This is a genomic window from Muricoccus roseus (genome assembly GCF_900141905.1).
Taxonomy (GTDB): domain Bacteria; phylum Pseudomonadota; class Alphaproteobacteria; order Acetobacterales; family Acetobacteraceae; genus Roseomonas; species Roseomonas rosea.
In genome coordinates this window covers 22,790-38,173 of the sequence record NZ_FQZF01000011.1, presented here as the reverse complement: position 1 = coordinate 38,173, position 15,384 = coordinate 22,790, and the positions used below count along the sequence as shown (strand labels likewise).

Here is a 15,384-nt window from a genome sequence, read left to right as displayed (position 1 = left end):
CTATGGACTACCGTAACCTCGGTCGCAGCGGCCTGAAGGTCTCGTCGCTCTGCCTGGGCACCATGATGTTCGGCGGTGCGACGGACGAGCCAACCTCCATTCGAATCATCGACCGCGCGCGCGAGCAGGGCATCAACTTCATCGATACCGCGAACGCCTATAGTGCGGGCCGGTCGGAGGAGGTGGTCGGCAGGGCCATTCGCGCGCATCGCTCGGACTGGGTACTGGCGACGAAGCTGGCCAATGCGGTCGGCCCTGGACCGAATGATCGCGGCCTGTCCCGGCGGCATTGCCAGATGGCGGTCGAGGACAGCCTGCGGCGCCTCGGCACCGAGACGATCGATATCCTCTACCTGCACAAGGAGGACCACGTGACGCCGCTGGCCGAGACGGCCGGCGCGATGGCCGACCTCATCCGTTCCGGAAAGATTCGCTACTTCGGCGTGTCCAACCACAGGGCATGGCGCATCGCCGAGATTTGCCGGCTGTGTGACGAGCTGGGGATCGCCCGGCCCGTGGTTAGCCAGCCTCTCTACAACGCGCTGAATCGCATGCCCGAGGTCGAGCATCTGCCGGCCTGCGAGTATTTGGGTCTCGGCGTCGTTCCGTACAGCCCGCTCGCGCGCGGCGTGCTGACGGGCAAGTACGCCACTCAAGCACCGCCGCCGGAAGGTTCCCGCGCCGGGCGGGCGGACCCGCGCATGATGGAGACCGAGTGGCGGCCCGAGAGCCTGGCCATCGCGCAGCGTCTCCGCGAGCATGCAGAGGCCCGTGGCATCTCGGCAGGGCAGTTCGCCGTCGCTTGGGTGCTGAACAACGGGCTTATCACGGCCCCTATCGCTGGGCCGCGCACCGAGGCGCAGTGGGAGGATTACGCGGGTGCGCTCGCCTATGGCTTCACGGCCGAGGACGAGGCGCTGGTGAATGAGCTAGTCCCGCCGGGTCACCCCTCCACCCCCGGCTACAACGATCCGGCCTATCCGCTAGAGGGCCGCGTCCCGCCAGCGAGCGGCGAGTCAGCCCGGCCGGCGCCACGTCTGCAGCGGATCGGGCTCTGATCTCCGCGACTTGCAACCAGCTTCATCGCTGGGGCATCCCCTCGGGCACGACGGTTTTCACCAAGGTCTGATCCAGCGCCTCGTACTCGTGATAGCCGATGGCCTCGTAGAGCTGCGTCCGGGTCTGCATCCGGTCCACCATGCCCTGGGTGCCCCCGTCGCGGTTGATGGCGGCATAGAGCTCCTCCATCGCGCGGTTCGCGACCCGGGTGGCTGAGACCGGCCAGATCACCATGGAATAGCCCATCTCCTCGAACTCCTTGTCCGTGAAGAAGGGCGTGCGGCCGAACTCTGTCATGTTGGCGAGCAGCTTCACCCCGAGCATCCGGCGGGCGAACTCGCGGAACATCTCGGCGGTGTTCAGCGCCTCCGGGAAGATCGCGTCGGCGCCTGCTTCCAGATACAGCTTCGCGCGGGCGACCGCCCCATCCATGCCCTCGCTCGCTGCCGCGTCGGTGCGCGCAATGACCACCAGGTGCCGCCGCGCCTTGCGGGCGGCCGCCACCTTGGCGGCCATGTCATGGGCATCGGCCAGCTTCTTGTCGTTGAGGTGCCCGCACTTCTTGGGCAGCAGCTGGTCCTCAAGATGCACGGCGCCTGCCCCCGCCTCCTCGAAGGTGCGGACCATGTGCATGACGTTCAGCGCCTCGCCATAGCCGGTGTCGCCATCCACGAGCACCGGAAGGGCGGAAGCACGGGCTACCTGGCGGATGTGCCAGCACACATCGTCCACCGTGATCATGCCGAGATCGGGCAGGCCCATCCCGGCCGACATGGCCGCGCCGGACATGTAAAGCGCCTCAAACCCCGCCCTCTTGGCCAGAAGCGCCGCCATGCCGGTCTGGGCGCCGGGCAGGCGCAGGATGCCCGGGCGCTCCAGCAGGGCGCGGAAGCGGGTGCCGGCCGGGGCATCCGGCAGGTCGTCACCGATCACATAGGGCATCTCCACCCCTCTCCCTAAAATTCAGGCAGCGCGCATCGCGCGGCGTTCGTCGGCAGTGCTGGGTATGTCGACGCCACATAGAAAACGACCCAGGTCGGCTTTTGCTATTTACAACGACACGTATCGTTTTGAATAGTGCGGCTAAGGGAGACGTGCCAGAGCCAGGCCTGGGCCGGTCTGTTCCATGCCGCACGGGCTCCCTTTCGATCGATGAGAAGAAGCAGCGACAGAATCGTCGCCACATTGGGGGAATTAGGATGAGTGGGCAGAGCACGCCTCGAGCGCCAGCGGCATTGGTCGGCGAGCTGGAGGAGCGGCGCGAGCGCGGTTCATTGCCCCGCCGCTTGGTCTTGGCTTCCCCCGCACTTCTGCTGCCGCGTGCTGCGCATGCGCAATGGCCGGACAGACCGATCCGCCTCGTTGCGCCATTTCCCCCTGGGAGCGGTACGGACCTGCTGGCGCGCATCATCTCCGAGCCGCTCAGCCGCCTGTTGGGCCAGCCGGTGGTCGTGGAGAACCGTGCGGGGGGCAATGGCGTTGTGGGTGCCCAGGCGGTTGCGATGGCGCCGGCGGACGGTACGACGCTGCTCATGTTTGGCGTGTCGGTCGCGGCCATCAGCCCGCATACTGTCCCACGCCTGCCCTACAACACGCTGCGCGACTTCGCCCCGATCGGCATGATTGCGGAGCAACCTTATATCCTCGTTGTGCCTCCCGATGCGCCTGGCGGAGACCTCGCGGGCTGGCTCGAAGCCGTCAAGGGGCGTGACCTGACCTATGCCTACGGGAACGCCGGCTCGCAGATCATGGGGGCCATGCTGGCGAAGATGGCAGGGCTCAATCTCACCGGCGTGCCCTATCGTGGCGGCGTCGAGGCGCTGACCGATGTGTCGGTCGGCCGCGTGGACTGCAACTTCGCAGATTTTGGCGCCGGCATCGCGCAACATCGCGGTGGCCGGGTACGCGCCCTCGCAGAGAGCATGGCCAAAACCTTCCCTCTTTCGCCGGAGCTGCCGCCGCTCGCGACCCGGGTACCGGGATTTGATGCGGATGTGTGGCTGGCGGTTGCGGCACCGGCGGCAACGCCAGCTTCTGTCATCTCAAAGCTGTCCGGCGCGTTGGACGACATGGTCCGCGATCCGACCTTCGGGCCGAAGCTAGCCTCACTGGGCCTGGCACCGTTGCGCAAGGGGGCGGCGGAGTTCGGCGGCTTTCTCGAGAGCCAGGTCGCGCTCTGGGGCGAGCGGGTCCGAATGGCCGGCATCCAGGCCGGCTGACCTCATCTTCGCCCGCCTTTCATCGCTCCGGCACACTAGATGACGTGCTGACGCGCCCCATGCACTTCGCGAGGAGACCTGATCCCGTGCGCAAGCTTCAAACCCTCAGCTTCATCGGGCTGGGCGTCATGGGCGAGCCGATGTGTCGGCACCTGACGACAAAGAGCGGGCTGCCGGTGGCGATATACGACATCTCGGCCGAGCCGGTGGCGCGCCTCGCCGAGACTGGGGCAGTTCCCGCGCCCTCCGTCGAAGACGCCGCCCGGCATGGGAACGTCATCTTCCTCTCGCTGCCGAGCGGAAAGCACCTGCAGGCGGTCTGCGAGGGCGAGGGTGGGCTTCTTGCCTCGGTGCGGGAAGGGCAGACCATCGTCGATCTCGGCACGAGTCCGGTCGATCTCTCGCGCGCTCTCGCGGGACGCTTCGCCGCGAAAGGGGTCGACTACGCCGATGCGCCGGTGGCCCGTACCCGGCAGGCCGCCGAGCAGGGGACGCTTGCGATCACAGTGGGTGCCAGCGAGGCGGTGTTCGCATGCATTGAACCGCTGCTGCGCTGCTTCGCCTCCGAGGTGACGCATTGCGGAGCCGTCGGCGCGGGGCAGGTCGTGAAGATCCTCAACAACATGGTCGTCGTGGGAACAGTGACGGCCCTTTGCGAGGCAGCAGCGATCGCGCGCTCTGCCGGCGTCGAGGCCGGGCCGTTGTTCGAGACCTTCATGAAGGGCTCGGCTGACAGCTTCGCTCTACGTAACCACGGCCTGAAGTCCGTGGCGCCGAGGTTGTTTCCGCAACGTACGTTCCCGACCGAGTACATGCTCAAGGACATCTCCTACGCGCTCGACATGGCGGCGGCCGGCGGTGTGCGGGCAAGGGAGGCGGAACTCACGGCGTCGCTGCTGCAGGAGGCGGTGGAGCAGGGATACGGGGCCGACTACTGGCCCGTCATCATGAAGCTGATCGAAGTGCAGGAAGCGCGACCCGCCGAATGAGCAAGGGCAGGCCGCAAGCTCAGGGCTGGCTCAGGAGGTGAGCTGTGGGCGGACGCCGCCATAGCTGTGCCAGAGGCTGGCGACCATCCAGCCGCAATCCACCACAAGGTCCGTGCCGGTGATGGCGGAGGCACGGGGCGAGAGAAGGAACTCCACGGCCTCGGCGACCTCGGGCGGCTCGACGCAGCGCCCCAGGGCCATATGCGCGTCGATGTCGCTGGTGTAGCGCGTGCTGCGCCGGCGGCGCTCCACCACGCGTGGGACGAGAGTGATGCCAGGTGATACGCTGTTCACGCGAACCCCCGAGCGGCCCCACTCGCCGGCCAGCGATTTCGTCAGGTTGATGATCGCAGCCTTGCTGGGCCCGTATATGTTCAGAGGCGTGGAGACCTGCCCCGTGACGGAGGAGAGGTTCACGATGCTCCCCCTGCCGAGCGCGGCCATCCGCAGGCCGAAGATGCGGTTCAGGTGGTGGGTGCCGCGGAAGTTCACGTCCAGCACGCGGTCCAAGGTTTCGGCGGGTGTCTCGCCGATCGGGATATTGTCCTGGAAGGTGCCGGACGATACAACAAGTCCCTCGGGGCGACCGACGTCCTGCTCGATGCGCTCGGCCAAGCGCGTGATCGCTGTCTCATCCCGGACATCAACCTCGAAGGCGTGTCCGCCAACCTCATCGGCCACCGCCATCGCCGCAGGCAGGTCGCGATCCACCACCACGACGCGCCAGCCCTGCCGATGCATCACGCGGCAACATGCCGCACCAATGCCGTTTCCGCCGCCGACAATGACGCCGATGCCAAGTTCCGTTCGCAAACCCATTTTCCTTCCCTGTTCACGGCAGCCCTTCAGGGCCGCTCTCGATCGGCTGTGTTGCGCCGTTTGTCGAAGCGGGCGGCTGACGAGGGGACGCCCCGTCGGTGGCGGAGCAGGCTCAGCCCAGGTTCCGGCTCCGCTTCGCGCTCGGCCCGAAGGCAGTGAAGGCTGCGTCCACGATGCAGTCGATGAAAGCCTCGGTCACCGGCTCGCCCGAGACGACCTTGCGATAATACAGCGGGCCGTAGATCGTATCGAGGAAGAGGTCCGGGTCCGTCCCCTCCGCGATCTCGCCCGCTGCGATCGCTTGCTGCGCGAGCATCCGCGTTTGCGCACGTCGCGGCTGCGCAATCTGTTCCGAATAGGCTTGCGCCAATGCCGGATCCGTCTGCTTTGCGCCTACCAGGGCGAGGATGGCGTGCCCCTGCGCGCTGTTCAGCAACCGGATGGTCGCCTTGAGCTGCCGTTGAAACCGTTGCCGGTAGGTGCCGGCCTTCGAGGTGTCGGCGATCGGAGTCATGCGTGCCGAGACGCAATCCAGCGCGACGGCTGCCCGGTTGGGCCACCAGCGGTACAGGGTCGTCTTCGCCACCCCGGCCCGTGCCGCGACCGACTCCATGGTAACGGCCTGGAACCCGCCTTCGGAGAGCAGCTCCTCCGTTGCCGCCAGGATCTTGTCCCGCGCCTCTGTGCTGCGTGGCCGGCCGCGGCGGAGCGCGGCGGCCGGCGCTCCGTCCTTGACCGGCATGAAGGATTCCCTGGAAGCCGGGTCCCTCTTGGCGGAAAGGTCCATGACGTTCAAGTCGCGCCGGTTCGGCGAATTCCGGCTACTCGAGCCTTGCTCCGGATGCCCGGACGAGTTCCTGCCAAGCCGGGGTCTCCGCCTCGATGTAACGGGTGAAGGCGGCCGGTGATTCGTCGGTGACTGGCATGAAGCCGAGGGGCTGCAGGCGCTCCTTGTAGTCCGGCAGCTTCGCCGCCTGCACGGTCGCGGCGTGCAGTCGCGCGGCGACATCGGGGGCGAGCCCGGCCGGGCCGTCGATCGAGTACCAGAACTCCATGTCCATGCCCGAGCCCGGCAGCAGCTCCGCCATGCCCGGCACGTTCTCCAGGCCGGGCACGTAGGCCACCCGCTTGGCGCTTCCCACTGCGAGGGCGCGCAGCCGACCGTCTCGCACATGGGGGATGATGGCGGGAATGCCGTCGAAGAGCATGTCGGCGGCGCCGGACAGCACGTCGTTCAGGGCCGGGGAGAGGCCGCGATAGGGCACGTGTGTGATCTGTACGCCCGCGGACTGCATCATCTTAGACAGGGAGAGATGGCTGATCGTCCCCTGGCCGGAGGAGGCCATGGTGAGGGCGCCTGGCTTCTCCTTCGCGGCCGAGATGAACTCCGCGAAGTTCCGCCACGGCGAGTTCGCGTTGACGGCAAGCAGCGTGGTGCCAATCGACACGCGGCTCAAATGCGTGAAGTCCTTCATGGGGTCGAAGGGGATCCGCCCGCCATAGAGGTCCTTGTTGGCGCAGAAGATCGTGGCCCCGCCGAGGAAGAGCGTGTAGCCGTCCGGCGCGGAGCGGGCGACGAGTTCCGCCGCGATGTTACCGCCGGCGCCGCCGCGGTTCTCGACCACGACGGACTGGCCGAGTATGGCCGACATTCGCTCGCCCATCAGCCGGGCGGTGATGTCCGCGGCGCCTCCCGGCGTGAAGGGCACGACCAGGCGGATGGAGCGTGTGGGAAATCCCTGCGCCCGCGCCGGCCGAAGCAGCGCGGGGGCGGCGAGTGCCCCGAGAAGCAGCCCGCGGCGCCCGACCCGGCCGCCTCCCGCCCTCATTGGGGCTGATACCTCATCGCTCATGTGCTTCACTCCCTTTTTTGGCCTTGCTTGATCGCTTGTCTGTCTAGAGGGCCCGTCAGGAGGCGCGGGCGAACGGAGTCTCTTCGGCGGCGTGGCTGCCGGTGGCGCTGCCCTGGGCCAGTTCCATCAGCTCGGCGGCGCGGGGCAGTGTCTCCACCCGGCGGATCCGCTCCAGCAGCCGGTCCACCCCCGCAGCGCCGATCACCGGGTCGCCGAGCATATGCGTCTTCCCGGCCGCCTCCTCCGGCGTCATCGGGTTGGCGATGGAGCCCTTGGGATGGTCCACCTGCGAGGAGTAGGTGCTGCCATCGGCTGCCTCCGCGGTCATCAGGCAGGAGACCCCGCGCGGCAGGCCATCGTCGGGCACCACGGTGACCATTTCCGAGAGGCGGATGATGGCGGGGTCGTGGACCTTCTCCTCGGTGTATTGCGGCAGGAGCGCCGCGCCCTCGCGAAGCGCCACGGCCACCGAGTAATTCATACTCACCTGCGCCTCGTGATGCGTCGCGGGGCGGGGAATCTGGTGGTAGTGCGCCCAGGCCGGGTGACGACGGATGGTGATGCGGCGGATGCCGTCCACCCGGTCGGCGCCCATCTGGCGGCGGATGTCCAGCGCGCAATCGATGCCGTTGTGGATCGGGCGGGCGCAGGAATAGGCCTTGTACTCGATGTAGATCGGGAACTCCGTGCCCAGGCCGCGCGTCAGCGCCTCGGGGTCGAACTTGTCGCTGAACGCCCGGCAGAAGCCGCGCTGGCCGTCCAGGATGGTTGCAGCGCCAGTGAAGCCGAGTTGCGCCATCACAGCGGAGGTGACGCCGTTACGCGCCGCTGGCCCCGGGTTGAAGCGCTTCTGCATGGAGGGGCCGTACATCTCCATCAGCCCAGAGGCCTGTGCGCCGGCCAGGCCGAGGGCGGAGACCATGCGCTCCTCGTCCAGCTTGAAGAGAAGGCCCGCTGCCACCGCCGCGCCGAAGCCGCCGACGGCCGGCGTGGTGTGATAGCCGCGGTCGCGCAGCGAGGGGTTGGTCGCGTCGCTCAGGCGTGCCATCGCCTCGCAGCCCGCCACCACCGCCGTCAGCAGCTCCGCACCGGTGGATCCGGCCCGCTCGGCCGCCGCCAGGGCGGCCGCTACCACCGGTGGGCTGAAGTGGTAGAGCGCGAGGATGTCGACGTCGTCCAGCTCCACGCTGTGGGAGGCGATGGCGTTGGCAAAGGCCGCGTGCACTGCCGGCACGCGCGCGCCACGGCCGTTCACGATGGTGGCCTCCGCCACGCCGCCGGTCTCGATCGCGAAGCGCCGCGCGATGGCGCCGCTGTCAGCGCGGGAGCCGGCGAGAGCGACGCCGAACCAGTCGGCAATCAGCGCTTTGGCATCGTCCAGGTGCTTTTGCGGGATTCGGCCAATGGTGAGGGAAGCGAAGTGGCGGGCGAGAGTGACGGTGGCGGGTTCGGACATCGATATTTCTCTCCTGGTCTTGTTCAGGCGATCGGCTCAACGTCGAGGCGGACGGCGATGCCCTCCAGCTCCGGCGAGACGGCGGGGTAGCGGCGCATGACCTCGGGATCGTGCCCGGGAACGATGTGCTTCGGCGTGGGAGCGAGATTCCGCAGCCGGTCGAAGCCCTCCAGCATCTCCCCGATGTGGAAGGCGGTGGGGAAGGGGCGGCCCTTCTCCATGTTCTCGTAGAAATGCGTGACGTCGGAGGCGAGGACGACGCGCCCGCGCTGTGTGTTCACACGCACGCACTGCAGCCCCGCCGAGTGCCCACCCATCCTGTGCAGCGAGACGCCGGGCGCGATCACTGCGTCGCCGTCATGGAAGCGGACGCGCTGCGCATAGTTCAACCGGACCATGCCGCAGACATCCTCCACCTCAAAGGAGTGCGACAGCTTCGGATAGGCCATGTAGCGGCCGGTGGCGTAGTGCATTTCCGGCTCCTGCAGGTGGAAGCGGGCTGCCGGGAAGCGGTCGAAGTTACCGACGTGGTCGTAGTGCAGATGAGTCAGCACCACCTCCTGAACCGCCGCCGGGTCGAGGCCGATCAGGCGCAGGCTATCCACGGGGCAGCGCAGGAAGGTGCGGCCGCGCCTGGCTGCGGTGGCTTCGGTAAAGCCCGTGTCGATCACGAAGCTTCGCTCGGCGCCGATGGCGACCCAGACGAAGTAGTCCATCGGCATGGGCGCATCATGCGGGTCCCCGCCGATGAAGTGGTCCCGCCTCTTCGCGTCGCGCGTTGCGTAGCGGATGGCGAACAGCTCGTAGGTGTCGTCCACTGCGTGGCTCCCTAGGACACGGCCAGATGGGGCGTGGCGGCGTGGGCCCGGGGGCGGCGCTCGATGGCCAGCGCGGCCATCCAGGCGTCGCGGATGCCGTCTAGGAAGTCGCTGGGCCGGTTGCAGTCGCCGACGAGCACATGCTCCACCCCGGCCTCCCGCAGCACGGGCAGAACATCCCGGTTCGGCACCGGACCCACGGCATGGACGATCACGTCGCCCGCCGGCATCGTCCAGCGCCGCTCGCCGTTCCGCAGGACAAGGTTGTTGCCCTCAAACCCTTCGACCAGCGTGCCGGTGATGCAGGTGACGCCGCCCTGCTCCAGCCGCTCCAGCAGGTCGAACCGGTTGTTGCGTGCCATGCCGGTGGCGACCGTGGGCAGGCCCTCGAGGACGGTGACGCGTCGGCCCTCCCCCATGATGAGGTCCGCCGTCTCCAGGCCGACGAGGCCGCCGCCGATGACGGTCACGGTCGCACCAGGCAGGATGCGCGACGGCTCGCGAATGACCTCCCAGGCATGGATGGTCGGGCAGGGGGCGGCGTCCAGCATCGGCAGACCGCGCGCCCGCGATCCCGTGGCCACGATGACAAGGTCCGGCGCGAAGTCCCGGATGGCGGCGGCGGTGGTCGTGGTGCCGTAGTGGACCGGGACGCCGAGCGCCTCGATCTGCGGCCAGCGATAGGTCCAGATCCCGCCGACATCTGCCTTGTCCGGCCCCGCGGTCGCGAGCGGCAACTGGCCACCCGCGCGATCGCTCGTTTCCCAGATCTCGACGGTATGGCCGCGTGCCGCGGCGACGCGTGCCGCCTCCACACCCGCGACCCCGGCGCCGAGGACAAGCACGCGCCGGCGCTGCGGCTCCGGCACGGGGTCGGCAAGCTGCGGCTCGGCAAATTCCAGCCGCTCGAACTCGGTGCCGACGAGCGGATTGGCGACGCAGGCGACGTCCTGCTCCAGCGTCAGACGCTCGAAGCAGACGTTGCAGGAGATGCACTTCTTGATGGGTGTCGGGATCCCTCCGAACGCCTTGTTCGTCCAGTAAGGATCGGCCACCAGCGCGCGGCAGACTGCGACGAACTGCGCGCTTCCCGCCTGCAGCACGCCCTCGGCGTCCTCCGGGTCGATGATGCGTCCGGCCATAATGACGGGAATGTTCAGCGCCTCCTTGATGGGGCGCGCGTAGGGCTCCAGGCAGCGCCGCGCGAAGGAGGGAGGCTGGATACAAAAGCGCGAAAGGGCGGGGCTCTCGTTCGAGCCGCCGGAAAGGTCGATGGCAATGACGCCGGCGTGCTCAAGCGCCTGGCAGAGGGCGATGATCTCCGCCTCGCCATAGCCGCCCTCCACATATTCCGTCGCGCTGACGCGGACCATGAGGGGCAGGTCCGGCAGTTCCGACCGGATCAGCTCCACGGTTTCCATCAGCAATCGCATGCGATTCTCGAGCATGCCACCATAGGCATCCTCGCGCCGGTTGATCCGTGCGGTGAAGAACTGCTGGAAGAGATAGCCGTTGGCGGCATGCAGCTCGACGGCGTCGTAGCCCGCCTGCCAGGCGCGGCGGGCGGAGGTCAGGAAGTCGTCCTGGATGGTGCGGATTTCGCTAATGGACAGGGCGCGGATCGGCTCGCCGGTTGCGGGATGGGTCCAATCCGAAGGCCCGACCGGCTCCATGCCGAGCACGGAACGCCGCAGCAGGCCGCCACGGTGGTTCAGCTGGGCGACGGCTAGGGCGCCACCCTCATGGATCGCGTCCACCACCGCGGCGAGGCCAGGGATGAACCGGTCGTGGTGGATGCAGAGGGAGTTGCGGTGGTTGCGTGCCCCGGCGGAGACGACCATCGCCTCCGTGATGATCATCGCCGCGCCGCCGCGCGCCCGCTCGGCGTAGTAGAGCTTGTCGCGCTCGGTGGAGAAGCCGTCGCCCGTGCCGTAATTGGTGCCCATCGGGCCCATGATGATGCGGTTGCGAAGGGTCAGCGGCCCCATGACGCCTGGCTGCGCGATCAGCAGCGCCCGGTCTGCGGCTGCGCTCATTCGGCGGCCTCCGCCGCCACCTGCCCGCCGTCGGCGGTGAAGACGTAGCCCTCCATGATCCGCCGCGCGGTGCGGCCGAGGGTTGCGCGTTCGACGCGGAACTCCGGCCCGTTTCCACCGGAGACCACAACCTCCGTGGTGATGACGCCGGCCGGGTGGCCGATACGGCATGCGACCGTCCCGAGCGGCACGGGGCGCGCGGCCTCGTGCACCAGGGTGCCGGGAAGGCGGCTCGCTACGCCGGTGCAGACGGTGCTGGTTCCGGCATAGGTCTTGTGGGTGCGCTGCATGAACATCAGCCGCGCCAGAACGTCCATGTCTTCGGCGGGAACCTCGCGGTCGTGGAGGAAGTCGCGATAGCTTTCGGGCGCCGCTACCATGCCGAGGATAGGCACGGCCGGTGTCTCGGCGCGCGCAGCCGAGGGCGAGGTGGCGAGACCGAGCCGGTGGGCGGCTGCGCCGCGGATGCGCTCCAGCCGGTCCAGCAGCTTGGCATCGCCATCGATCTCGCCTGGCGTCTCGCGACCGGTCATGCCCACATCGGTGGCGCGGACGAAAACGTGCGGGTTTCCGATATCGACCAGGCTGACCTCGATCGTGCCAATGCCCTCCACCTCGAGCCGGTCCATGGGACTGCCAGTGGGAAGCAGAGCGCCGGTCGCGCCACCCGCGGTGTCAGCGAAATCCACGAGGATAGGCGCGCCCGTTCCGGGAACACCGGGGACCGCGTAGTCGCCCTCCTCCATTGGCTGGCCATGCTCGACCGGCACTTCGATCCGCAGCACACGTTTCAGGTTCGTGTTCCAGGCGCGCACGACCGTTACCGGCGATCGCGCCTCGACCATGCCCTCGCGCACGGCGAAGGCGCCAACGGCCGAGCTGATGTTGCCGCATAGGCTGAGGTAGTCGATCGCTGGCTCATCGATCTCCACCTGACCGAAGGTGTAGGTGAGGTGTGTTCCCGCGGCTTCCGGAAGCTCCGTGCGGGGTGGGCCGATGACGGCGAGCTTGCTTGTCAGCGGATCTGCGCCGCCGAGACCATCGATCTGACGCTTATCAGGGGAGCCGAAGATCCCGAGGATGAGGGCGTCGCGTGCGGCGGGATCGGTCGGCAGGTCGGCTTCCTTGAGAAAGACAGCCTTGCTCGTGCCGCCGCGCATCATCACGCATCGCGTTTGCCGTGCCATCGTATCCTCCAGTCGCTGCCATTCGAATTGGCTTGCGGCTATTAAGCATACGACACGTAGCGTTGCAATAAGCGACGCGGCTTCGATGGACGTTGCTCGGAAGCTGCGCACTCCTCCATCTGTGGCTTTGACCTTGCGTCGTTGACACGGCACGCGCCGGCCACAGCCTTTGGCGATAAGAATGCCCCTGACGTGGAGGCCCCTTGGCTTTCACCCTAGGACTACGCGGGACGGGAACCTCCTCATGCGCAGGTCACGCCGAGAGCTGCTGGCCATAGCTGCAGCATCGTCCCTAGATCCACGCCCCGGCTCGGCCCAGGCTCTCTACCCCTTACGCCCCATCCGGCTCATCGTGGCCTGGGCCCCCACCGGGGCCATCGACACGGTAGCCCGCAAGCTCGCCCAAAAGCTCTCTGAGCAGCTTGGTCAGGCCATCGTAGTGGAGAACCGCTCGGGCGCGGGAGGCAGCATTGGGGCGTCCGAGGCAGCCCGTGCTGCGCCGGACGGTTACACTCTGATCGCGCTGGACAGCACCTACGGCATGATGCCCTTTCTGGTGGGGCATCTGCCTTTCAACCACGCCCAGGCCTTCAAGCTGATCACAATCAGCGCGTTTACCCCTGTGATCGCGGCGGTTCATCGGGACTCGTCCATCACGAGCCTGCAGGCTCTGGCGGAAGTCGCGCGCCAACAACCGGAGAAGCTGACCTATGGCAGCGGCGGAGTGGGCAGCTCCGTCCACTTCGCGACCGTCGCCTATGAACTCGCCGCCGGCGTGAAGCTGCTCCACGTTCCCTATCGCGGTGGGGGGGAGGCGGTGACGGCTCTTCTGGCCAAGCAGGTGGACGTGGTCTTCGCCTCGCCCGGCGCGGCGATGGGCAGCGGTGCGGGGCTGCTTCGCCCGCTGGCGATCAGCGGCTCCGGCCGCCTCGCCGCCCTGCCCGATGTGCCGACCTTCGCCGAGGCGGGACTGCCCGGCTACGACGTGATGCACTGGTCAGGGCTTGGGCCCCGCGCGGCACCCCTCAGGCCGTGATCGACCGCCTTTACACCGAGACGGCGAAGGCGCTGGCTTCGCCCGACATGGTGGAGTTCCTGGCCTCCATTGCCTGCCTCCCGGGCGGCGGGCGGCGGGCGGCCGGAGGAGGTGGCGCGCCTCCTCGCCGGCGAGACGGTGCGATGGCGCGGCGTGGTGGAGGCGGCCGGAATCCGGCCTCAGTGAGGGCGGGTTCCGTGACGGCGCAGGGCTGGGACGTGGTCGTGGTCGGCTCCGGCCTGGCCGGCCTTGCCACGGCCATCGCCGCACGTCTCCTCGGGCTGGACTGCCTGCTGGTCGAGAAGGCGGCGATGGTCGGCGGCGGCACCGCCATCTCCAGCGGCCTGCTTTGGATCGGCGACAACCACCTGAACGCGGCGGCGGGCGGCGGTGACAGCCCGGAAGCCGTGCGGGCCTATCTCCGCTACGTCGGAGCGGACGGGCTTGACCCGGCACGGATGGAAGCCTTCGCCGCCGAGGCGCCTGGAGCGCTACGCTTCTTCGAGGCCGCCGGCCTGCCGTTTCGGTTGAGCCCGCGCCTCGACCATTACGGCATGGCTCCGGGGGCGACGGCCGGGGGCCGTCCGGTCGAGTTGCCGGCGATCGACTTAGCGGAGCTGGGTGAGTGGGCGGACCGGGTGCTGCGCCCGTCTGGGCCGCTCTACCGGCTCGGGGGCCAAGAGGCGGTCGCGCTTGGCGGGCCCAACCGGAAGGCGACCTGGGACGCTGCCGAGGAGGTCGCACGCGCCAACCCTGGCCTCTGCGGCGCCGGCGCGGGGTTGGTGGCCTGGATGCTGCGCGCGGCGCTGCGGCACGGCGTGGAGATCCGGACGGGGGTGGGTGCGGAGCGGCTGGTCGTAACAGATGGCCGGGTGGCAGGGATCGTGACCCGTGATGGCGAGACCTTGGGCCGCGCGGAGCGGCGTGGTGCAGGCAAGCGGCGGCTATGAATCCAGCCCGGAGCTCGTCCATCGCTTTGAGGCATTGCCGGGCTGGCAGTCCATGTTTCCCGAGAGCCTGACCGGCGACGCGCTGGTAATGGCCACCGAGATCGGGGCCGCCCTCCGCGTCGTCGGCAACAACCTGTCTATCTTCCTTGGCTTCCGAAATCCTGAGGAGGCTTCGGGCGGAACCGCGCTTTGCCGCCTCTCTGCGACCGCGGAGCTGACGGCGCCGCGGACCATCGTCGTGAACCGGCACGGACATCGGTTTGCCGACGAGAGCTTCTTCCAAGCCGTAGCGCCGCGGTTGCGCGAGTTCGATGCGCGCACGCGCGAGCAGCCGAACCTGCCCTGCTTTCTGATCTTCGACGCGGGCTATGCGAAAGGCCAGTCCTTTGCAGGGCGCGCGCCGGGCAGGGAGATCCCGTCCTGGGTGCTGCGCGCCACGTCCTTGGAAGCCCTCGCGATTGAGCTCAGGATTGACGCTGAGGGCCTCGCGGCCACAGTTCAGCGTTTCAACGAGGATGTGCGGCGCGGCTTGGACAGTGAGCAGCGCCGCGGCGAGACCCCATGGGGCTTGGCGCGCTTCGACCCGAGCACGACGCTCGGCCCCATAGAGCAGCCGCCATTCTACGGAGTTCGTCTACATCCGACGGCGCTATCGTCCGCGGGTGTCGTGGCTGACACCGAAGCGCGTGTGACCCATGTTCGTGGGCATCCCATCCAAGGCCTTTACGCTGTGGGCAATGCGGCAGCGAGGACCGAAACAGGATCCGGCTATCAGACAGGCTTTTCTCTCGGCTCGGGCCTGACATTTGGCCTGCTCGCAGCGCGAGGGTTGGCGCTCACCATGAACAGCTAGCGGGTTTGTGCTGAGGCGTTTGCCACGGCTGCTGCTCCAGGGATCCCATTGTCCGGTGTATGGGCTGACCGTCTGTGGGCTCCTGATGTTTCGTGATAATGCGGCCCGA

The 15,384-nt window shown here is 68.1% G+C and carries 14 protein-coding genes; 6 read left to right on the top strand and 8 right to left on the bottom strand.

Annotation, left to right across the window (positions count from 1 at the left end):
• Positions 1-2 precede the first annotated feature (2 nt).
• Positions 3-1,058 carry an aldo/keto reductase gene (locus BUB97_RS10755; RefSeq protein ID WP_073134603.1) on the top strand — a complete coding sequence of 352 codons (1,056 nt, stop codon included), beginning with the start codon at positions 3-5 and terminating at the stop codon, positions 1,056-1,058.
• Between the two features lie 22 nt (positions 1,059-1,080).
• Here BUB97_RS10755 and prpB read toward each other — a convergent pair whose 3' ends face one another.
• A complete protein-coding gene (prpB, locus tag BUB97_RS10750) occupies positions 1,081-2,001 on the bottom strand; it encodes a methylisocitrate lyase (RefSeq protein WP_073134601.1) in 921 nt (306 codons plus the stop codon).
• A gap of 257 nt (positions 2,002-2,258) precedes the next feature.
• Here prpB and BUB97_RS10745 point away from each other — a divergent pair, with 257 nt between their 5' ends.
• Together BUB97_RS10745 and BUB97_RS10740 are read left to right on the top strand one after the other, a co-directional pair.
• Positions 2,259-3,278 (top strand): Bug family tripartite tricarboxylate transporter substrate binding protein, encoded by a 1,020-nt coding sequence (locus BUB97_RS10745; RefSeq protein ID WP_086062109.1) that lies wholly within the window; start codon positions 2,259-2,261, stop codon positions 3,276-3,278.
• An 86-nt stretch (positions 3,279-3,364) separates the two neighbouring features.
• The gene (locus tag BUB97_RS10740; protein ID WP_245818270.1) at positions 3,365-4,267 is read left to right on the top strand and encodes an NAD(P)-dependent oxidoreductase; all 903 of its coding nucleotides are present in this window, start codon (positions 3,365-3,367) and stop codon (positions 4,265-4,267) included.
• Positions 4,268-4,297: 30 nt separating this feature from the next.
• Here BUB97_RS10740 and BUB97_RS10735 read toward each other — a convergent pair whose 3' ends face one another.
• The 7 genes from BUB97_RS10735 to BUB97_RS10705 all read right to left on the bottom strand — a co-directional run bounded on the left by BUB97_RS10735 (position 4,298) and on the right by BUB97_RS10705 (position 12,436).
• Positions 4,298-5,080 carry an SDR family NAD(P)-dependent oxidoreductase gene (locus BUB97_RS10735; RefSeq protein ID WP_175562614.1) on the bottom strand — a complete coding sequence of 261 codons (783 nt, stop codon included), beginning with the start codon at positions 5,078-5,080 and terminating at the stop codon, positions 4,298-4,300.
• Between the two features lie 118 nt (positions 5,081-5,198).
• A complete protein-coding gene (locus tag BUB97_RS10730) occupies positions 5,199-5,828 on the bottom strand; it encodes a TetR/AcrR family transcriptional regulator (protein ID WP_073134770.1) in 630 nt (209 codons plus the stop codon).
• 79 nt (positions 5,829-5,907) lie between these two features.
• Positions 5,908-6,915: a Bug family tripartite tricarboxylate transporter substrate binding protein gene (locus BUB97_RS10725; RefSeq protein ID WP_073134595.1), complete on the bottom strand. Its 1,008-nt coding sequence runs from the start codon at positions 6,913-6,915 to the stop codon at positions 5,908-5,910.
• Between the two features lie 79 nt (positions 6,916-6,994).
• The gene (locus BUB97_RS10720) at positions 6,995-8,395 is read right to left on the bottom strand and encodes an MmgE/PrpD family protein (protein WP_073134593.1); all 1,401 of its coding nucleotides are present in this window, start codon (positions 8,393-8,395) and stop codon (positions 6,995-6,997) included.
• A 23-nt stretch (positions 8,396-8,418) separates the two neighbouring features.
• Complete coding sequence (locus tag BUB97_RS10715; protein WP_073134589.1) at positions 8,419-9,213, bottom strand: N-acyl homoserine lactonase family protein; 795 nt, start codon at positions 9,211-9,213, stop codon at positions 8,419-8,421.
• Positions 9,214-9,224: 11 nt separating this feature from the next.
• Complete coding sequence (locus tag BUB97_RS10710) at positions 9,225-11,249, bottom strand: oxidoreductase (RefSeq protein ID WP_073134585.1); 2,025 nt, start codon at positions 11,247-11,249, stop codon at positions 9,225-9,227.
• A complete protein-coding gene (locus BUB97_RS10705) occupies positions 11,246-12,436 on the bottom strand; it encodes a 2-methylaconitate cis-trans isomerase PrpF family protein (RefSeq protein WP_073134582.1) in 1,191 nt (396 codons plus the stop codon). Before BUB97_RS10705 ends, BUB97_RS10710 begins: the two co-directional genes overlap by 4 nt.
• A 352-nt stretch (positions 12,437-12,788) precedes the next feature.
• Between BUB97_RS10705 and BUB97_RS10700 the strand changes: the two genes are divergently transcribed.
• From BUB97_RS10700 to BUB97_RS27245, 3 genes are all read left to right on the top strand, one after another.
• Positions 12,789-13,472, top strand: coding sequence for a tripartite tricarboxylate transporter substrate-binding protein (locus tag BUB97_RS10700; RefSeq protein ID WP_175562613.1), 684 nt, complete (start codon positions 12,789-12,791; stop codon positions 13,470-13,472).
• A 182-nt stretch (positions 13,473-13,654) separates the two neighbouring features.
• Positions 13,655-14,422, top strand: coding sequence for an FAD-dependent oxidoreductase (locus tag BUB97_RS27250; RefSeq protein WP_277614028.1), 768 nt, complete (start codon positions 13,655-13,657; stop codon positions 14,420-14,422).
• Positions 14,400-15,275 (top strand): FAD-binding protein, encoded by an 876-nt coding sequence (locus tag BUB97_RS27245; RefSeq protein ID WP_175562612.1) that lies wholly within the window; start codon positions 14,400-14,402, stop codon positions 15,273-15,275. The genes BUB97_RS27250 and BUB97_RS27245 overlap by 23 nt, the downstream gene beginning before the upstream one ends.
• Positions 15,276-15,384: the final 109 nt, after the last annotated feature.